Origin of the sequence: Micromonospora sp. NPDC005806 (assembly GCF_042871425.1) — a bacterium.
Classification (GTDB): domain Bacteria; phylum Actinomycetota; class Actinomycetes; order Mycobacteriales; family Micromonosporaceae; genus Micromonospora.
This window is the reverse complement of sequence record NZ_JBIAIL010000018.1, coordinates 14,701-32,885: the sequence shown is the minus strand read 5'-3', so window position 1 is coordinate 32,885 and position 18,185 is coordinate 14,701. Positions and strand designations below refer to the sequence as shown.

At 70.4% G+C, this 18,185-nt stretch carries 16 protein-coding genes, 2 tRNA genes and 1 other RNA gene; 6 read left to right on the top strand and 13 right to left on the bottom strand.

All coding sequences use genetic code 11. The features are described 5' to 3' along the window. Window positions 1-40: 40 nt before the first annotated feature. The 9 genes from ACFYOS_RS19600 to ffs all read right to left on the bottom strand — a co-directional run bounded on the left by ACFYOS_RS19600 (window position 41) and on the right by ffs (window position 10,062). A complete protein-coding gene (locus ACFYOS_RS19600) occupies window positions 41-1,138 on the bottom strand; it encodes an ABC transporter ATP-binding protein (RefSeq protein ID WP_387143231.1) in 1,098 nt (365 codons plus the stop codon). Beyond that, complete coding sequence (locus tag ACFYOS_RS19595) at window positions 1,135-2,121, bottom strand: ABC transporter ATP-binding protein (protein WP_387143483.1); 987 nt, start codon at window positions 2,119-2,121, stop codon at window positions 1,135-1,137. Before ACFYOS_RS19595 ends, ACFYOS_RS19600 begins: the two co-directional genes overlap by 4 nt. 58 nt (window positions 2,122-2,179) lie before the next feature. Beyond that, window positions 2,180-3,220, bottom strand: coding sequence for an ABC transporter permease (locus ACFYOS_RS19590; RefSeq protein WP_387143228.1), 1,041 nt, complete (start codon window positions 3,218-3,220; stop codon window positions 2,180-2,182). Further along, a complete protein-coding gene (locus tag ACFYOS_RS19585; RefSeq protein ID WP_387143225.1) occupies window positions 3,217-4,224 on the bottom strand; it encodes an ABC transporter permease in 1,008 nt (335 codons plus the stop codon). The genes ACFYOS_RS19590 and ACFYOS_RS19585 overlap by 4 nt, the downstream gene beginning before the upstream one ends. Before the next feature lie 92 nt (window positions 4,225-4,316). Beyond that, the gene (locus ACFYOS_RS19580) at window positions 4,317-5,987 is read right to left on the bottom strand and encodes an ABC transporter substrate-binding protein (RefSeq protein WP_387143222.1); all 1,671 of its coding nucleotides are present in this window, start codon (window positions 5,985-5,987) and stop codon (window positions 4,317-4,319) included. A gap of 363 nt (window positions 5,988-6,350) precedes the next feature. Further along, complete coding sequence (gene recR / locus ACFYOS_RS19575; RefSeq protein WP_387143219.1) at window positions 6,351-6,944, bottom strand: recombination mediator RecR; 594 nt, start codon at window positions 6,942-6,944, stop codon at window positions 6,351-6,353. 8 nt (window positions 6,945-6,952) lie between these two features. Continuing rightward, window positions 6,953-7,261, bottom strand: coding sequence for a YbaB/EbfC family nucleoid-associated protein (locus tag ACFYOS_RS19570; protein ID WP_302770750.1), 309 nt, complete (start codon window positions 7,259-7,261; stop codon window positions 6,953-6,955). A 108-nt stretch (window positions 7,262-7,369) separates the two neighbouring features. Further along, window positions 7,370-9,865 carry a DNA polymerase III subunit gamma and tau gene (locus ACFYOS_RS19565; protein WP_387143216.1) on the bottom strand — a complete coding sequence of 832 codons (2,496 nt, stop codon included), beginning with the start codon at window positions 9,863-9,865 and terminating at the stop codon, window positions 7,370-7,372. Between the two features lie 107 nt (window positions 9,866-9,972). Then, window positions 9,973-10,062, bottom strand: an RNA gene (ffs, locus tag ACFYOS_RS19560) — signal recognition particle sRNA small type. Between the two features lie 82 nt (window positions 10,063-10,144). Here ffs and ACFYOS_RS19555 point away from each other — a divergent pair. Further along, window positions 10,145-10,229: transfer RNA gene (locus tag ACFYOS_RS19555), tRNA-Ser, on the top strand. A gap of 1,433 nt (window positions 10,230-11,662) precedes the next feature. Here the strand turns inward: ACFYOS_RS19555 and ACFYOS_RS19550 are convergent. The 3 genes from ACFYOS_RS19550 to ACFYOS_RS19540 form a co-directional block, all read right to left on the bottom strand. Further along, complete coding sequence (locus ACFYOS_RS19550) at window positions 11,663-12,280, bottom strand: hypothetical protein (RefSeq protein WP_387143213.1); 618 nt, start codon at window positions 12,278-12,280, stop codon at window positions 11,663-11,665. Window positions 12,281-12,732: 452 nt separating this feature from the next. After that, window positions 12,733-13,350, bottom strand: a complete 618-nt coding sequence (locus ACFYOS_RS19545) for a DUF6518 family protein (RefSeq protein WP_387143209.1) — start codon at window positions 13,348-13,350, stop codon at window positions 12,733-12,735. 36 nt (window positions 13,351-13,386) lie between these two features. Continuing rightward, window positions 13,387-14,712 carry an MFS transporter gene (locus ACFYOS_RS19540; RefSeq protein ID WP_387143205.1) on the bottom strand — a complete coding sequence of 442 codons (1,326 nt, stop codon included), beginning with the start codon at window positions 14,710-14,712 and terminating at the stop codon, window positions 13,387-13,389. A gap of 96 nt (window positions 14,713-14,808) precedes the next feature. Here ACFYOS_RS19540 and ACFYOS_RS19535 point away from each other — a divergent pair, with 96 nt between their 5' ends. From ACFYOS_RS19535 to ACFYOS_RS19520, 4 genes are all read left to right on the top strand, one after another. Continuing rightward, window positions 14,809-15,330, top strand: a complete 522-nt coding sequence (locus tag ACFYOS_RS19535; protein ID WP_387143202.1) for an ArsR/SmtB family transcription factor — start codon at window positions 14,809-14,811, stop codon at window positions 15,328-15,330. 53 nt (window positions 15,331-15,383) lie between these two features. Then, window positions 15,384-16,052 (top strand): hypothetical protein, encoded by a 669-nt coding sequence (locus ACFYOS_RS19530; protein ID WP_387143199.1) that lies wholly within the window; start codon window positions 15,384-15,386, stop codon window positions 16,050-16,052. Between the two features lie 46 nt (window positions 16,053-16,098). Continuing rightward, a complete protein-coding gene (locus ACFYOS_RS19525) occupies window positions 16,099-16,758 on the top strand; it encodes a low temperature requirement protein A (RefSeq protein WP_387143196.1) in 660 nt (219 codons plus the stop codon). An 87-nt stretch (window positions 16,759-16,845) separates the two neighbouring features. Next, window positions 16,846-17,076 carry a DUF2188 domain-containing protein gene (locus tag ACFYOS_RS19520; protein WP_387143192.1) on the top strand — a complete coding sequence of 77 codons (231 nt, stop codon included), beginning with the start codon at window positions 16,846-16,848 and terminating at the stop codon, window positions 17,074-17,076. A 133-nt stretch (window positions 17,077-17,209) separates the two neighbouring features. On the opposite strand, the gene ACFYOS_RS19515 is transcribed toward ACFYOS_RS19520, so the two are convergent. Then, a tRNA-Ser gene (locus tag ACFYOS_RS19515) sits at window positions 17,210-17,296 on the bottom strand. 75 nt (window positions 17,297-17,371) lie between these two features. Between ACFYOS_RS19515 and deoD the strand changes: the two genes are divergently transcribed. Further along, complete coding sequence (gene deoD, locus ACFYOS_RS19510) at window positions 17,372-18,079, top strand: purine-nucleoside phosphorylase (RefSeq protein WP_387143189.1); 708 nt, start codon at window positions 17,372-17,374, stop codon at window positions 18,077-18,079. Window positions 18,080-18,185 lie beyond the last annotated feature (106 nt).

Sequence of the window (18,185 nt, the reverse complement as noted above, 5' to 3'; positions counted from 1 at the left end):
CCTTCCCCGGTTCACCGGGGAAGGGGGCCTCGTCCTGCGCTCACAGGGTCGGGATCAGCTCACCGGTGTCGCCCGACGCCGCGCCGTCGTCCGGCCGGACCAGCTCCGGCTCCACCTCGTGCGGCCGGATCCGGCCCGCCGCGATGTCCTCGGCGTAGTGGCAGGCCACCCGGTGGCCGTCGAGCACCTCGCGCAACGCCGGCCGCTCGTCCGCACAGCGGGTCGGCTGGGCCCACGGGCAGCGGGTGTGGAACCGGCAACCGGCCGGCGGGTTCGTCGGCGAGGGCAGGTCGCCGGCGAGCAGGATCCGCTCGCGGCGGTCCTCCACCTGCGGGTCCGGCACCGGCACCGCCGACATCAGCGCCTTCGTGTACGGGTGCATCGGCTCGCGGTAGAGGTCGTCGCTGGACGCCTCCTCCACCAGGCCACCCAGGTACATCACCCCGACCGTGTCGGCGATGTGCCGGACCACCGCCAGGTCGTGCGCGATGATCAGGTAGGTCAGGCCGTGCTCGTGCTGGAGGTCCTCCAGCAGGTTGAGCACCTGGGCCTGGATCGACACGTCCAGCGCGGAGACCGGCTCGTCGGCGACGATCAGGTCCGGGTCGAGCACCAGCGCCCGGGCGATGCCGATCCGCTGCCGCTGGCCGCCGGAGAACTCGTGCGGGTACTTGCTCAGCGCCGAGGCGGGCAGGCCGACCGCCGCCAGGGCGTCCCGGAGCTTCTTGGCGGTGGCCGCCTTGTCGTCGGCCAGGCCGTGCGCCTTGAGCCCCTCGACCAGCAGCGACTCCACCGACTGCCGGGGGTCGAGGCTGGACAGCGGGTCCTGGAAGATCATCTGCATCCGGCGGCGGGCCCGGCGCATCGACTCGCCCTTGAGCGAGCGGACGTCGGTGCCGTCGAAGACGATCTCGCCGTCGGTCGGCTCGACCAGCCGGAGCAGGCCCCGGCCGAGGGTGGACTTGCCGCAGCCCGACTCGCCCACCAGCCCGTACGTCTCACCCTTGTTGATCGACAGCGAGACACCGTCGACGGCGTAGACATAGCCCACCGTCCGGTCGAAGAGCACGCCGCTCTTGATCGGGAAGTGGACCTTGACGTCGCGCAGTTCGACCAGTGGTTCGGTCCGCTCGGTCACGGGACCGCCACCTCCTCGGTTACGGGGTTGTTGCAGCGCAGGTCGCCGCCGGTCGCGGTGGGCTCGAGCGGAGGCGTGCCCTCCAGGCAGGCGTCCACCACGCTGTTGCAGCGGGGCGCGAACGCACACCCCTCGACCCACGGGATGTTGTCGGCCACCGAGCCGCGGATGGCGTGCAGCCGCTCGCCGCGCGGCGAGTCCAGCCGCGGCACCGAGTTGAGCAGCCCGTGCGTGTACGGGTGCCGCGGCCGGGCGAACAGCTCGTGCCGGGCGGCCCGCTCCACCACCTTGCCGCCGTAGAGCACGTTGACCGTGTCGCAGAGGCCGGCCACCACGCCCAGGTCGTGCGTGATCATGATGAGCGCGGTGCCCGTCTCGTCGACCAGCTGCTTGAGCAGGGTGAGGATCTGCGCCTGGATGGTCACGTCCAGGGCGGTGGTCGGCTCGTCGGCGATCAGCAGCCGCGGCTTGCAGGCCAGCGCGATGGCGATCAGCGCGCGCTGCCGCATGCCGCCGGAGAGCTGGTGCGGGTACTCCTTCAGCCGCCGGTTCGGGTCCGGGATGCCGACCGCGTCGAGCAGCTCCCGGGCCTCCTTCAGCGCCGCCTTGCGGTCCATGCCGCGGTGCCGCTCCAGCACCTCGGCAACCTGGACACCGATCGGAACGACCGGGTTCAACGAGGAGAGCGGGTCCTGGAAGATCATGCCGATGTCCCGACCGCGCCGGTCCCGCATGTCGTCCGGGCGCAGCTGGAGCAGGTCGGCGCCCTCGAAGAGCACCTGACCGCTGACCTTGTTGCCCCGCCGGGGCAGCAGGCCCATGATCGCCAGGCTGGTCACGCTCTTGCCGCAGCCGGACTCGCCGACCAGACCCACGGTCTGTCCCGGCTCCACGCTGAAGCTGACCTTGTCGACCGCGGTGAACGGCTGCTCACCGCGGCGCTGGAACACCACGCTCAGGTCGCGTACGTCGAGCAGGCTCATCGGGTCACTTCCTCTCGCCGGCACGTGCCGGCCGTGCTGGTCCACCGCATCACCGTCGTCACCGCCGGTTCTTCGGGTCGATCGCCTCGCGCATGCCCTCACCCAGCAGGGTGAAGCCGAGCGCGACCACGATGATCGCGATGGCCGGGTAGTAGGCCAGTTCGGGGCGGACGTCGAAGTAGCGCTGGCCGTCCACCCCGAGCATCAGGCCCCACTCGGCCCGGTTGATGTCCGGGTCACCGAGACCGAGGAAGGAGAGCGAGGCGGCTTCCAGGATCGCGGTGGAGAGGGTCAGCGTCGCCTGCACGATCACCGCGGTCATCGCGTTGGGCAGCATGTGCCGCACCACGATGGAGCGCTGTTTCACGCCGAGCGCCCGGGCGGCCAGCACATGGTCGCTCTCCCGTTGCGCCAGCATCGACCCGCGCAGCAGCCGGGCGAAGATCGGCACGTTGACGATGGCCACCGCGAAGATGACCGTCCACTGGCTCGACCGGCTGGCCATGGCCACCAGGCTGATCGCCAGCAGCAGGGCCGGCAGGGCCAGCATCACGTCGGTGAAACGCATCAGGACGTTGTCGACCCAGCCGCCGAAGGCGCCGGAGAGCGCACCGATCAGCACGCCGAGGCCCAGCCCGATCAGGGTGGCGACCACGCCGACGAAGAGGGTCTGCCGGCTGCCGTAGATCATCCGGGACAGGAAGTCCCGGCCCAGCGGGTCGGAGCCCAACGGGAAGTTGCTGCTGGCCCCGGGGATGCTGTCGACGGTGAGGTTCTTCGTGAGCTCGTCGAACCGCTGCGCCGGGTCGTGCGGCGCGAGCAGCGGCGCGAAGATCGCCACCAGGACGAAGAGGCCGACGATGACGGCGCCGACGATGGCCACCGGGTTCCGCCGCAGTCGGCGGAACGCGTCCCGGAGCAGGCTCACGCCGCCCTTGTCGGCGCTGGCCTGCGCCAGCGCCTCCAGCCGGGCCCGCTTCCGCTCGCCGAGCCGGCCGATGGCGCTCGGGAGGACTCCCTCGGGCTTCTCCTCGACGGCGGACGGGTCGACGCCGTCGCGCTGGGCGCCCACGGTGGGGCGGGTGATCGGATCACTCATCGCACACGCACCCTCGGGTCGATGAAGGCGTAGGAGAGGTCGACCAGGAGGTTGACCACCACGAAGACCAGCGCGGCCAGCAGGATCAGCGCCTGGAGGACCGGGTAGTCACGACCCCCGCTGATCGAGTCGGTGATCAGCGTCCCCAGGCCGCCCCAGTTGTAGACCTTCTCGGTGAGCACCGCGCCGGAGAGCAGCGCGCCGGTCTGCAGGCCGATGGTGGTGACCACCGGCAGCAGGGCGTTGCGCAGGATGTGCCGGCCCCGGATGACCTTGTGCCGCAGGCCCTTGGCCTCCGCCGTCCGGACGTAGTCCTCGTTGAGCACGTCGAGCACGCTGGCCCGGGTGATCCGCACGATCACCGCCAGCGGGATGGTGGCCAGCGTGAACGCCGGCAGGATCAGGTGCCAGAGCGCGTCGGCGGTGGCGTCGAACTCCCGGGTGAGCAGTCCGTCGAGGACGAAGAAGCCGGTGATCTCGGTGTTGTCCACCCCGGTGCTGATCCGCCCGGAGGGCGGGAACCAGTGGATGTTCTGGGTGAAGACGTCCTTGAGCAGGTAGCCCAGGAAGAAGATCGGAATCGAGATGCCGAGCAGGGTGCCGGCGATGCTGAGGTTGTCCAGCAGCCGGCCCCGGTGCCGGGCGGCGAGGTAACCCAGCGGCACGCCGAGCCCGACCGCGATGATCATGGCGGCGACGGCCAGCTCGATGGTGGCCGGGAAGGCCCGGCCGATCACGTCGATGACCGAGTCGCCGGTCCGGATGGAGTTGCCGAAGTCGCCGCCCAGGACCCGCTGCATGAACTTGGCGTACTGCACCAGGATCGGCTGGTCGTAGCCGAGCGCCTTGGTTAGCAGGGCACGCCGCTCCGGCGTGGCCCGCTCACCGAGCAGCGCCTCGATCGGGCCGCCGGGCAGGTTCCGCAGCCAGATGAAGATCAGCGCGGACAGCGCTATCAGGGTCACCACCAGTTGCAGCAGGCGGCGGACTATGACTCGCAACATCTCTCACACACCAGATTCTCGATAACAGCGGGTCGGCCCGGGCCGGGGAAGCCCGGCCCGGGCCGAATCCACGTACGGCGTCAGCGGCGTCCTCAGCCGACGCTGACCGTGTTGAACCGCTCGTCGGTCAGCGGGCTGGCGACCAGACCCTTGACGTCCTTGGTGACCACGATGGCCGGCGGGGCGTGCCAGATCGGCACGGCCGGCAGCCACTTCGCGGCGATGTCGCGGTTGACCTGCTCCCAGGCGGCCTTCTTGCCGGCCTCGTCGACCGTGCCGTCGGCCTTGCTGATGGCGTCGAACATGTCGGTCATCGCGGCGTCACCGAACTCGACCTTGGACCGGCCGAAGAAGGTGCCGACGAAGTTGCCCGGGTCGTTGTAGTCACCGGTCCAGCCGAGGATGTGCAGGTCCTGCTTGCCGAACTGCTGCACGTCGTCCTTGTAGCCACCGTTCCACGGGCGGGCCACACCGTTGACCTTGATGCCGACGGCCTGGAGGTCGTTGGCCAGGACGGTGAAGATCTCCTGCGGGTTCGGCATGTACGGCCGGGAGACGTCGGTCGGGTAGTAGAAGTTCAGGGTCAGGTTCGTGACCCCGGCCTCCTTGAGCAGCTGCTTGGCCTTGTCCGGGTTGTACTCGTACTTCTGCACGTCCTGGGCGTAGCCGAGCACGGTGTCCGGCATGAACTCGTCGGCGACCTTGGTGCCACCCGGGCCCTTGGTCTGGACGAGCTGCTGACGGTTGAGGGCGTAGGCGATCGCCTGGCGCACCCGCAGGTCCTTCAGCTTCGGGTTCTTCTGGTTGAAGCCCATGTAGAGGATGTTGAACGCCGGGCGGTCGAGGACCTGGAAGCCGTCAGCGGCGAGCGACTTGCGGTCGGCCGGGGCCGGGAAGTCGATACCCTGGACGGTGCCGGCCTTCAGCTCCTGCTTGCGGGTGTTCTCGTCCTTGATGATCTTGATGACGAGCTTGTCGACCTTGGCCTTCTCGCCCCAGTAGTCGGGGTTCCGCTCCAGGGTGATCTCACCCTTGGCCTTGTCCCAACCGGCGAACTTGAACGGGCCGGTGCCGACCGGGTGCTCGTTGGCGAACGCGCTGTACTCGAACGAGTCGCCGTTCTGCTTGACCGTGTCGGCGTCGTACTTCTTCAGCGCCTCCGGGCTGGCCATGGAGAGCGCGGTCAGCGCGAAGGCACCGGGGAAGGCGCCCTTGTACTGGTTCATCGTGACGACGGCAGTGGCGTCGTCCTTCGCCTCGCACTTGTTGTAGACCGGCTTGCCCAGGTCCGGAGCCTCGTTCTTGGCGAAGCCGCCGAAGACGTCCGAGTAGTAGATCATCTGCGACTGGGCGCCGGCGCCCTTCATGTTGTACCAGCGGTCGAAGTTGAAGCAGACCGCGGCGGCGTTGAAGTCGGTGCCGTCGTGGAACTTCACGCCCTTGCGCAGGTGGAAGGTCCAGACCTTGCCGTCCGCGTCGTGCTCCCAGCTCTCCGCCAGGGCACCCTGCAGGTCGGCCGTGCCCGGCTTGTTCTGCACCAGGGTGTCGTACATCTGGCGGATCGGCCGGAAGGACTCACCGTCGTCGTTGAAGATCGGGTCGAAGTTCTTGGGGTCGCCAGCGCCCGCGAAGACGAAGGTGCCGCCAGTCTTGGCCCCACCGCTGTCCCCGTCGCGCTCGCTCTTGGCACAGCCGGATGCCCCGACCGCCAGAGCGGCAGCGGCCGCCAGGGCCACGGCCGCTTTAAGCCTGCTCGCCTGCATCTCTCACCTCTGTCATGCGCATGTCCACGCCGAGCTGTGACTCAGTCCGTGTGCGGGAGGCTATGACACGACACACAGAAGCGGAACGGCCGTTAGGCAATCGCTATCAACCCGACACCAAGCGGCCGCGTCTGACAGCACCTGATCTATCGACAAACAGGACTGTCACAGCTATGAGCAGACGGTGAGATCGGACGGGCGCCCACAAAACGGCCCATACTGGGGCCGACCCTATGGACACGTGGCGAAGCTCACTCGTCCCACATTCCGGTTACGACACCATCGCCGCACCGTGGGCTCGGTGCGGGGGGAGGCGTCGCCCGACCTTCGCGCCACCAACACCTCCCCCGTCCGAGCAGGCGGTCAGACCGCCCGGCGGCCCTCGAACGCCCGACCCAGGGTGATCTCGTCGGCGTACTCCAGGTCGCCGCCGACCGGCAGGCCGCTCGCCAGGCGGGTCACCGCGATCCCCATCGGCTTGACCATCAGGGCCAGGTACGTCGCGGTCGCCTCACCCTCGGTGTTCGGATCGGTGGCGAGGATCAGCTCGCGGACCGCACCCCCGCCCAGCCGGGTCATCAGCTCCCGGATCCGCAGGTTGTCGGGGCCGATCCCCTCCAGCGGGTTGATGGCGCCGCCGAGCACGTGGTAGCGACCGCGGAACTCACCGGTCCGCTCGATCGCCACCACGTCCTTGGGCTCCTCGACCACGCAGAGCACCTCGTCCGTACGCCGCGCGTCGCGGCAGATCCGGCACTGCTCCGACTCGGCCACGTTGAAGCAGGTGGTGCAGAACCGCACCAGCTCCTTGACCTTGCGCAGCGCACCGGCCAGCCGGTTCACGTCGGCCGGATCCGCCGACAGGACGTGGAAGGCGATCCGCTGGGCGCTCTTCGGGCCGACGCCCGGCAGCCGGCCCAGCTCGTCGATCAGATCCTGGATGGCACCCTCGTACATCTGCCGGCTCAGAACCCGGGCAGGCCGAGGCCGCCCATCCCGCCGGTGACCGGGCCCATCTTCTTCTCGGTCAGTTCCCGGGCCGCCTCGGCCGCGTTGTGCAGGGCCGCGACGACCAGGTCCTCCAGGGTCTCCACGTCCTCCGGGTCGACCGCCTTCGGATCAATCTTGATGCTCTTGACCTCACCGGTGCCGGAGACGGTGGCGGTGACCAGCCCGCCGCCCGCGGTGCCGGTCAGCTCCGCCTCGGCCAGCTCGGCCTGGGCCTTGGTGATCTGCTGCTGCATCTTCTGCGCCTGCTTCAGCATCTGCTGCATGTTCGGCTGTCCACCTGGGCGCACGGATGGCTCCTTCTCACAGTCGTCTGGTCGGCCGCGCCCAGCCTAGTCGGGCGACGGCACAGCTCCTCGGCGGTCGACGCACGCTCAGCGCGCATCCACCTCGTCGATCTTCTCGGCGCCGAACGTCTCGCGCAGCAGTTGCACCGCCTGTTCCTCGCTGGACTGCCGGGCGGTCCGCTCGTCGATCACGTCGTCCAGCGGCTCGTCACCCGGGTCGAAGCCCTCGTAGGCCGGGGCTGCCGGGGTCGGGGCCGTCGCCCGCCCGCCCGGACGGATCGGCCCGTCGAAGTCCGGATCGTAGGGCGGCTCGCCCGCCCAGTCGGCGTCCGCGGTCTGCCGGGCCGCCTGCGGCCCTCGGGGACCCTTGCCCGGGCCGCTCCCCGCCGCAGCCGCCGCGGCCGCCCGGGCCGCCGCGATCGCGCTGCTCACCGGCGCGCCGCCGGCGGCACCCGCCGCGGGCTGCGGCGGCGTGGTCGGCGGTCCGGCCGGCTTCGGTACGGCGGGAGCCGCGACGGCCGGCGCGGAAACGGGCGACGGGACAGCGGTGGTCGCGGCGGCCGGCGGACCACCCGGGCGAGCGGCCTCCGGCCAGTCGTCCGCGCTCTCCGCGGCGGTCGCCGGGTCGACTCCGGCGCGCGTCGACTCGGTGGCACCACCCGGTCGGGCCGGCTCCGGCCAGTCCTCCTCGTCGTCATCGTCGACGGGACCGGCACCGGTCTCCCGGGCGGCCGGACCGGCCGGTCGCCGCGCCGGACCACCGGACGGATCGGACGCCCGGGCGGGCCCACCGGCGGAGTTCCCGGACCGGCCACCGGCGGGGGCGTCGGACGGGCCCGCCGGGGTCGACGGCGCCGGTCGGGCCGGGCCGGACGGGCGCGCCGGCCCGCCGAGCGTGGCAGCGCCCCGCTCCCCGGCCACCTCGCAGCGGATCTGCCAGCGGCCGCCCAGCTCCTCGTAGAGCGCGTCGGTGAGCACCGCGGCGTGGTCGGCCATCATCTTCGCCAGCACCGTCGACTTCACGCTCAGCACCAGCGTGTCGTCGTCGAGTTCGCGGACCACCGCGTCGCGCATCAGCGCCGCGATCCGCTTGTTGGTCCGGTTGACCTTGCCGACCACCTCGGGCCAGACCCGGCGTACGGCGACGGCGTCGAGCGCGCCGGCCGGGGCGGCACCCGGACGGGGCGGCTCGGGGGTGGCCGGGTCGGGCATCACCGCCGACGCCGAACGGGCACCGGCGGCCGCGGCGGCGGCGCGGGCGGCAGCCGGCCCGGACGGGGAGCCGGCAGCCGCCGGCGTGCCGGCGGTGTCCGGGTGGGGCGCGGCGGCAGCCGCGGTCGGGGCGGGAGGCTCGCGGCGTACCTCGGTGGTCGGGGCGACCGGCGCGGGGCCGGCGGCGGCCGACGGCAGCTCGGCGCCACCCAGGGTGAGCCGCCGTTCCATCCGCTCCAGGCGCTGGAGCAGGCCACCGGTCGAGTCGTCCACGCCGGGCAGCAGCATCCGGGCGCAGATCAGCTCCAGCAGCAGCCGGGGCGCGGTGATGCCGCGCATCTCGACCAGGCCGTTGTGCACGATGTCGGCGCAGCGGGACAGGGTGGCCGGGCCGAGCCGCTGGGCCTGGACGGCCATCCGCTCGATCTGGTCCTCCGGACCGTCGATCAGGCCCCGGGCGGCGGCGTCCGGCACCTGCTGCATGACGATCAGGTCGCGCAGCCGTTCCAGCAGGTCGGAAGCGAACCGGCGCGGGTCGTGCCCGGCCTCGGCCACCCGGTCGACGGTGGCGTACGCGGCCGCGCCGTCCCCGGCGGCGAGCGCGTCGCACATCTCGTCGATCAGCGCCGAGTCGGTGACCCCGAGCAGGGCGGCGGCCCGGGCGTAGCTGACGCCCTCCGGGCCGGCGCCCGCGATGAGCTGGTCGAGCACGGAGAGGCTGTCCCGGGCGCTGCCGCCGCCGGCGCGCACCACCAGCGGGAAGACCGCCGGCTCGACCTTGACCCCCTCCGCCGCGCAGAGCTGCTCCAGGTAGGGCCGCAGGACCTTCGGCGGCATCAGCCGGAACGGGTAGTGGTGGGTCCGCGACTTGATCGTGCCGAGGACCTTCTCCGGCTCGGTGGTGGCGAAGATGAACTTGACGTACTCCGGCGGCTCCTCGACCAGCTTGAGCAGGGCGTTGAAGCCGGCCGACGAGACCATGTGCGCCTCGTCGATGACGTAGATCTTGAAGCGGCTGCGGGCCGGCGCGAAGAACGCCTTCTCGCGCAGCTCACGGGCGTCGTCGACGCCGCCGTGGCTGGCCGCGTCGATCTCGATGACGTCGATCGAGCCGGCGCCGTCGGTGGCCAGCGAGCGACACGACTCACACTGGCCGCAGGGCTCGGGGGTGGGACCCTGCTCGCAGTTGAGCGAGCGGGCCAGGATCCGGGCGCTGGAGGTCTTGCCGCAGCCGCGCGGGCCGGAGAAGAGGTACGCGTGGTTCAGCCGCCCGCTGCGCAATGCCTGCGACAGTGGCTCGGTGACGTGCTCCTGGCCGATGACCTCGGCGAACGTACGGGGCCGGTACTTGCGGTATAGGGCCAGTGCCACCCGTACCGCCTCCTCTCGACCGAGCCATTCTGCGCCGGTCGGGCGCGGGTGACCACCCACCACCCCGTGACCTGACCCGCAGGAACGTTACCGGCACCCGGAGACAGAAAGGCCTCCCGTGCACCCGGCAGAGCTCGCTTATCCTTGCTGCCTTCCGGCCCTGGGGAGGTTCACGAGATACCGCCGCACGGGAGGTGCCGCCAAGCCTACCCGACTGGGCGTGGATCTTCAGGGGGTGGTGGGGTGGCCCGCCCGCGAGAGACCTGTATCCTGGCTCGCGGAGGATTCGCCTAGAGGCCTAGGGCGCACGCTTGGAAAGCGTGTTGGGTTAACACCCTCACGAGTTCGAATCTCGTATCCTCCGCTCTTATGAACGGCGCAAACGGAAGGGCCGGCCCCATCAGGGACCGGCCCTTGGTCGTCTCCACGTCGCCCTCGTCTCTGTTGTCGTCTCACTTGCCCTGTTCCGGCCCGTCTGGCGGCCCGGCTCCGGAATCCGCCGGCCAGCGGGGCGGGTCGCCCCAGAGCAGCCCCGCCAAACTGCTGCGCGATGTCCCGGCGCACCTGGTCGGTCATGTGCTGGTACCGGACCGCCATGGCCGAGTTCGACCAGCCCATGATGCCCATCACGGCCCGGCCAGCGACGCTGAGGACCAGGAGCACGGTGGCGGCGGTGTGCCCGGGCATCGTGCAACCGGCCGTCCCGCACCCCAGCGAGCTTGAGCAGCCGCTTCCAGCAGGCAAGGCCGCGGCCCTCCGGACTCGCCGAGCGGCCAATCGAGCAGCCAAGCCGGCGAGCAAGAGCGGACGATCGCGGGCTGAGGCACCAGGGGGAGTAGGAGGCAGGCGGCGGATCAGCAGCCGGGGACCGACTCGTAATGCGTAGATTGGCCGAGGGCGGCGGGGCGGGTATGCCCCCACCGCCCTACCCGTAGCTGTTAGCAGGCGCGGACGACGGTGATGGTGACGTTGGGGCAGGGGTTCGCCCAGCCGGTCAGAGCGTTCTTCTCCGTGGTGTCGACGGTGAGCCGCCAGCGGATCTTGGTAGCGACCCATTCGTTGACGCGCGCGCAAAAATGGTGACCCCCTCCCCATGGCGACCGCCATCTCGACGCCATCGGCTTCACGCCCATCTCGGTGCCCGTTTGTCAGTTCGAGACCTACGTAAATACGCCTGCCTGGCTGCCCGAGCGGTTGACAATCCCCAGGTGTCCTCGTTAACGCAGATGCAGGTCGGCACCGCCGGCACCCTCGGCGTCTGTCTTTCTCTCAGCTTTCGGCGCATGTGTCGCAACCCTGGACCGTCCGGTGAGTTGTCTGAAGCCCTCGCCAGTTGGCGAGAGTTCTATCTAGCCGCCGCGACCACTGGCGGCGCATTCCTTGGGCTTGTGTTCGTGGCAATCTCGATCCACGTGGATCGCCATCCGCTCGACGATTGGACCCGCGTGTTGGGGACGATCAGCGTGGTGAGTCTGCTCCATCCCCTCGTAGCACCATCAGGTATGGCAAGACGCCGCTGCCCAGCCCACCTGTGCCAGCTTCCCGTCAGCACGTCCAGGGAGGGAGGCTCACAAATGTTTACCGCCACGTCGCCCCGCTGGCGGCCGGGGGATTCTGGGAATCGGCGGGATCGGCATGAAATCGCCGACTTGCGGCTGGGGCTGTATGCGCCTCCCGTCTTCGTGCTCCTGATGTTCGGCATCGGGACTGAGTACGCCTGAGCTCTGCTTCTGGGATCTCGCAGGCCGATTCCGCCGGGTGTTGGCGAGAGTTAATAGGGCCTGAGCCAGGGGCAGGTCAGAGCCGGGACGAATAGGCGTCGAGCGGATGCGCGGGGATCCGGAGGCGTGCGCCGGATTCGATTGCCTGTGCTGCCGCACTGGACGGCTTGCGTTCCGCCTGGTCCTCGAACGAGGCCAGGAACTCCGTGGCGAAGTCGAGTCGGGGGTACCGGTCGAGCACGCTTTTCCTGCTGGCCTCGGAGAATTCCTCAGGACGTCGTCCTGCCACGTCCCAGGCCGTCGCGACCTGCAGCAGGTGGGACTCGGCGTCCTCGGCGCCGGACACGTCGGCGCGCATGTGGGTGACGATGACGTGTTCCACGCGGGCCGTGCGGGTCTCGGGCCAGCCGGCGGCGACTCCGAATACCCAGGCGAGGTTCCCGCCGGCCTCCTCGAACGGAAGCGAATGACTGTCGAACGGCTCGGTGAGCCCGGCATCGTGCAGGAGGGCCGAGACGTAGTGCAGCTCGTCATCGAAGGCAATTCCGTGTGCACGGGCGTACATGACCCCCCACAGGTAGGACCGGATGGAGTGGTTGAGCAGCGCAGGCGAGCAGTAACGGGTGGCCACGGACAGCGCCGCCGTCCCTGCAGGCGTATTGGGAAGTTCCGGCAATCTGGAAGACTCGGGCATGGGTGGATCGTAGTTGCGACGCCTCCGACCAGAAGTGGCTGTGGGGGGAGTTCGGTGGCGAATTACTCGATACCGACATGGCTGGCGCGAGCTAGAGCCCTTGGCCGGCGTCGGCGCGCCGCGGATTTACGTCTGACCGTCGGGGGCGGCCTTTAGATCAGGATGATTGGGCGCCGTCCTGACTTCGTCTCACTTGGCGTCTCGTTCGCCAGTGTGCGGGGGCGACCGTGAACGACCGGTCGGTCGAGTTGGCCCAGGTAGCGAACCGACCCGATCAAGCGCGTATAGGGCCGAGCAGACTTGGAAAGCGTGTTGGGTTAACACCCTCACGAGTTCGAATCTCGTATCCTCCGCCGTCGACGAAAAGGGCCGGCCCCGACCCGGGGCCGGCCGTTTGTCGTCTCTACGGTCACTCTCGTCTCACTTGCCCCTGTTCCGGCCGGATGCCGAGGCTAATAGCCGCCGGCCACCGCGAATCCGATGAAGATGGTCATTGCTAGGGGCAGGGCCACGGCCAACGCGAGCGCTCGCTGCCGGCTCGTTCTCCCGATCAGCACGACGACCAGAACACCGAGCGCGACATCGATGGCGACATTCCAGCCGGAGCCGGAGGGGTAGTTGGGATCATTGGCCCGGCGGGCGAACCTTGCCGCTTCCTCGAAGAACACCGCAGCCGGCAGTGCGATCCCGACAACCTGTCGCCAGCCCTTCTCACGCGCCCAGGTGCCGCCGGTGCCGAAGACCACCCCGGCGAGAACGCCGAAGACCATCCACACCAACGAGGTCGGTGCCCACACCACGGACAGGTCGTCGCCCTGGACGAGCGTCGCCGCCAGGTAGTAGCTGGGCACCGCGACGACGAGCAGTACGGCGGCGCCCAGGGCCGGGCGCACGCGGCCCGACCGGACCCAGTACCCGAAGGCGAAGGCGGCAACTGCCCACGTGGCGGTGGAGTTGCCGAGTTCGGCAAAGGGATACGGCACCGACTTGATCCACACGAAGTCGACGAAGCCAAGCAGGAAACCTCCCACCACGACGGTGAGGGCCAATGTTCGATGATCAGATCGCACAGCCGGCCAGCATACTCAGTATGCCCTGCGGCGATCTCAGGACCCGTGGCCGGCGCAGCCAGGCGACCCTACGATCGCGGCGGTGGTCGGCGTCGACCCCGTCGTGGCCGGACCAGTCGGCTGCGGCCCCGGCCGGCCTGACGGTGCCGGATCGGCCGGCGGGCGGTCGGCGGGCTCGCCCCGATGGTCGCCGCCGCGCAGCGCCCAGCCGGCGAGCGCCACCGCGCCGACCGCCGAGACCAGCAGGATCACCCGGTGGTCGACCAGCACCAGCAGGCTGGCGCCGGCGAGCACGGCCAGCGTGCCGGGGCCGAAGGTGAGCGTGTTGACGGCGGCGGAGACCCGGCCGACCAGCGCGTCCGGCGTCTCCCGCTGCACGGCGGTCCAGACCGTGATCAGCACCAACGGTGCCCCGACCCCGATGGCCAGGCTGCCCGCGGCAACCGGGGCGAGGGCGGGCGCGGCGCGCAGCGCCAGGCCGGCGGCGAGGAGCGCGATGGCCGCGGCCGTCACCCGCCGCTCACCGAGCCGGCGCAGCAGCGCCCCGGCGGCCAGTCCACCGACCAGCGACCCCACCCCCTGCACCGTGCCGAGCACGCCGTTGAACTCCGGCGGCCGGTGCAGGCCGGCGTCGACCACGGCGTACGCGACGGCGCCGTCGATCCCGATCAGCAGCAGGGTGGCGCCGGCGCAGACAATCAGGTGCCGGAGCGGGCCGTGCCGGCGCAGGTGGCCCAGCCCGTCGGCGAGCTGCCGGCCCCACGGCTCGGGTGGGGGCGGCGGATCGTCGCGTACCCGGAGCGAGGCGAGCACGAGCGCGGCGAGGGCGAAGGTGGCGGTGTCGAGCAGCACCACGATGTGCCCGCCGTACGCGGCGAAGAGGCCGGCGCCGACCAGCGGGGCGAGCAGTTTCATCCCCTCGCTGACGGTCATCCGCAGCCCGTTGAAGTCGCCGAGCAGCTCGCCGGGAACGACCCGCGGCACCAGGGCGGCCTCGGCCGAGTCGATCAGCACGAAGCTGACCCCGTACGCGGCCATTACCGCGAAGATCAGCCAGATCCGGGCGGCGCTGTCGACCAGCAGCAGCACGGGCAGCAGCGCCGCCATCGCGACGTGCAGGACGATCAGCAGGGGCCGGCGGCGGAACCGGTCGGCGAGCACGCCGATCAGCGGGCCGACCAGGGTGGGCCCCCAGATGCCGAGGGTGACCAGCCCGGCCAGGCTGCTCGACCCGGTCAGGTCCTTTACCCAGATCCCGGCGGCCAGCAGCATCGCCGCCGTGCCGAACCCGGAGACCAGCACCGCGACCAGGTAGCGGCCGGCGTCGCGGTTGCCCAGGACTCTCGTCGTACCCCAGCTCATGGCACCTCCCCGTGGTGCCGCGATTCTGTCCACCGCGGACCCCCAAGTCAATGCTTGGGTGTCGGTCCGATGGCCGGATGCGGTTCAATGGCGGCCGTGAGCACCACCGATCCGCGCCTGCGGGCGCTGGCCCATCCGGTACGACTGCGCATGCTCTCGTTGCTGTGGAGCGCGCCGCTCTCCGCCGCGGCGCTCGCCCGCGAGCTGGAGATCTCGCACGCCCTCGCCAGCCAGCACCTGCGCCGGCTGGACGCCGCCGGCCTGGTGGAACTGGCCGACGTACGCAGCCGGCGCGGCGGCCGGGAACGCCGCTACCGCGCGGTACGCGGTCCGTGGCTCACCGAGCAGCAGGAGGGACAGGCGCTGCTCGCCGAGTCGCTGGCCCGCAACCTGCTGGACCGGGTGGCCCACCGGACCCCGGAGACCGCCGGCGTCACGGTCGACGCCGAGCTCTGGGTCTCCCCCGCGGAGTGGGAGGCGGCCCGGCGTCGCCTGCAAGCGGTCATGACCGAACTGCACGACGCGGCCCGACCCCCGCACGCCCCCGGTACGGTGCGGGTGGGCGCGACGCTGATGGCCTTCGAGATGACCGACTCCCCGCCGCCCGCCAAGGACTGACCCGTCGTCGTACACATGTTCCATCCACAGCCTGTGGACGCCGAGAGGATCGGATGAGTTACCAGCTCAGCGCGGTGGTGGCCGACGTCGAGCTGCTCCGCGAGCAGATCACCGACCTGGACCACGCGGTCCTCGGCGCGCTCCGCCAGGACTTCGCGCTGCTGCCGGTCACCCCGCAACTGGTCCAGGAGCTGACCGGCGAGCTACCGGACTTCGCCACCGGGGAGCCGTCGGCGGAGCAGCCGTTCCAGCTCGTCCTCTCGCCGTCCCTGGCCGGCGACGACTCCAGGTCGCGGCGCGGCGGCAGACGCGCCGAGCTGGAGTTGTCGGAGCTGCTAGCCCGCTGGTCCCGGCAGGGCCCGGTGGCGTACCTGGAGGCGGAGTTCGCTGGCGGGCTGGGCCACCAGTCGGCGGTGGTGTGGCTGGGCGGCGAGGTGAGCTGGGGGCCGTGCTTCGACCGCGCGCTGGACCGACCGCGCGGCGAATGGCCGATCAACGCCGCGCTCGCCCGGCTGGGCGCCGAGCCGGGGCCGTGGATCGACGCCTTCGCCGAGCTGGGCCTGCACCTGGAACGCGACACGGCCGGCTGGCTGGCGCACGGCCGCCGCGGGCTCTCCGCGGACTACTGGGACGACCTGGCGGAGGAGTGGGAACTCCGGCAATCCGACCCGCGTCAGCAACCGCACCGCCCCGGTCCCGTCGGGGACTGGGGGAGTGCCTGAGACTGCGCCAATGGCGTCGGTGTAGACGTTGTATGTCCAAGGCGCGGTGAGCCGGGTCGTGCGGGCGAACATGAGCGGTATGGGGCATCGGGAAGGCGGTGGAGACGGTCAGGACCTGTTGCAACGGCGCGAGGACGTGCGGCAGGCCAACTTCCTGGAACTGTTCGTCGACCTGGTGTTGGTGTTCGCCCTGGCCGGGGTGGTCAGCCGGGTCGCGCGGGACATCATCAGCGAAGACGCCGTCGTCCGGTGGCGGGCGATGGCCTTCCTGCCGGTGCTGTCGCTGCCGCTGATCTGGTTGTGGATCACGACCGCGCACATCACCAGCTGGTTCGACCCTCGCCGCCGCAAGATCCAGTGGATCGTCCTGGCCAGTGCCTTCGGGCTGCTGGTCATGTCGACCTCGCTGCCGTACGCGTTCATCGGCCGCGGGTGGGCGTTCGTGCTGCCGTACGTGATCCTGCAGTGCGGCCGGCCGCTCATCCTGATGCCTTTTCCATCCGGCGGGTCGTCGCCATCGCCGCCCTGGCGATCGCCGCCGTCCCCCTGTATTTCGTCCCGGCGCTGGCCGCTGCGGTCGTGGCCGCGCTCGTCCTGCTCGCCGTCGCCCTCGCCGACGCCCGCCACGCCGCCGGCCGGCCTCCCGAGGCCCCCTCCCCGGCACACTAGGTCGTGTTTCATGACGCCTGGCCCTTCCCGAGGCTGAGCGGCGTCCGGCTCGGGACGTTTGAGGGCAGATGTGACCGGGGCAAATATTCGTGACCAACCATGCAACTCAGGGAGGCCACGACCCATGGCAAAGGGCGACATCGAGACGTACCACGAGGACGGTCAGTGGAAGAACCGCCCCGAGGGCAACCAGCGCGCAAGCACGACGCACGACACCAAGGCAGAAGCGGAGGCCGCGGGCCGACAGACCGCCAGCCAGCGCGACGTCGAGCACGTGATCAAGAAGAAGGACGGCACCATCGGCGAGAAAAGCACCTACCCCCGTAGCCGTGACCCGCGCCAGACCAAAGGCTGAGCTAGCTATGGGACAGCCCGACAGCGGACCCGAAACCGGCCTCTTGAGCACGAACTGAGACCAAAAATGAGACCAGAAGCGGAACGCCCGGCCGATCCGTCAGGATCGACCGGGCGTTCTCGCATCTCACGAGCGGTGGCGGCGGGATTTGAACCCGCGGAGGGCGTAAACCCTCACACGCTTTCGAGGCGTGCTCCTTAGGCCACTCGGACACGCCACCGCCGAGTACGGTACAGGACCACCGGTCCGGACGCCGAACCGGCATCCCCGGGCCCGGCCTGGCAGGATCTTTGCCATGAGTACGCACATCGGCGCTGAGCCGGGAGAGATCGCCGAGCGGGTCCTGATGCCGGGTGACCCGCTGCGGGCCAAGTGGATCGCGGAGACCTACCTCGAGGACGCCCGCTGCTACACCACGGTTCGCGGCATGCTGGGCTTCACCGGCCGTTGGAACGGCGTCGAGGTCTCCGTCCAGGGCTCCGGCATGGGCATGCCCTCCGCCTCCATCTACGCACACGAGCTGATCAACGAGTACGGCGTGCGGACGCTGATCCGGGTCGGCTCCTGCGGCGCCCTCAGCGAGGACCTCCAGCTGCGGGACGTCATCGCCGCCATCGGCTCGTCCACCGACTCGAACATGAACCGGATGCGGTTCGACGGGCTGATCGACTACGCCCCGGTCGCCGACTTCGGGCTGCTGCGCACCTCGGTCGAGGTGGCCGAGCGGCGCGGCATCACCATGCACGTCGGCCCGATCCTGGCGGCGGACGCCTTCTACACCGACCGGCCGGACCTCTACGACACCCTCGCCGACTACGGCGTGCTCGCGGTGGAGATGGAGTCCGCGGCGCTCTACACGATCGCCGCCCGGTTCAAGGCCCGCGCGCTGACCATCCTGACGGTCAGCGACCACATCAAGACCGGCGAGAAGACCACCTCCGCCGAGCGCGAGCAGACCTTCAGCCAGATGGTCGAGGTCGCCCTCGACACCGCCATCGCCTGACCCGTCCGGAGCCGTCGGCCGCCCCACCACCACCCGGTGGCGGGGCGGCCGGCGTTCCAGGTCACATAAATAAATACGACCGGTCATGCTTTTTTCGATTACGCTG

Excerpts from the sequence above, each read along its gene's own strand:
- ACFYOS_RS19550 (WP_387143213.1), bottom strand. The coding sequence starts at position 12,280 with ATGCCCGAGTCTTCCAGATTGCCGGAACTTCCCAATACGCCTGCAGGG.
- ACFYOS_RS19520 (WP_387143192.1), top strand. The coding sequence starts at position 16,846 with ATGGCAAAGGGCGACATCGAGACGTACCACGAGGACGGTCAGTGGAAG.
- ACFYOS_RS19595 (WP_387143483.1), bottom strand. The coding sequence starts at position 2,121 with ATGAGCCTGCTCGACGTACGCGACCTGAGCGTGGTGTTCCAGCGCCGC.
- ACFYOS_RS19540 (WP_387143205.1), bottom strand. The coding sequence starts at position 14,712 with ATGAGCTGGGGTACGACGAGAGTCCTGGGCAACCGCGACGCCGGCCGC.
- ACFYOS_RS19580 (WP_387143222.1), bottom strand. The coding sequence starts at position 5,987 with ATGCAGGCGAGCAGGCTTAAAGCGGCCGTGGCCCTGGCGGCCGCTGCC.
- ACFYOS_RS19530 (WP_387143199.1), top strand. The coding sequence starts at position 15,384 with ATGAGTTACCAGCTCAGCGCGGTGGTGGCCGACGTCGAGCTGCTCCGC.
- ACFYOS_RS19585 (WP_387143225.1), bottom strand. The coding sequence starts at position 4,224 with ATGTTGCGAGTCATAGTCCGCCGCCTGCTGCAACTGGTGGTGACCCTG.
- deoD (WP_387143189.1), top strand. The coding sequence starts at position 17,372 with ATGAGTACGCACATCGGCGCTGAGCCGGGAGAGATCGCCGAGCGGGTC.
- recR (WP_387143219.1), bottom strand. The coding sequence starts at position 6,944 with ATGTACGAGGGTGCCATCCAGGATCTGATCGACGAGCTGGGCCGGCTG.
- ACFYOS_RS19570 (WP_302770750.1), bottom strand. The coding sequence starts at position 7,261 with ATGCAGCAGATGCTGAAGCAGGCGCAGAAGATGCAGCAGCAGATCACC.
- ACFYOS_RS19590 (WP_387143228.1), bottom strand. The coding sequence starts at position 3,220 with ATGAGTGATCCGATCACCCGCCCCACCGTGGGCGCCCAGCGCGACGGC.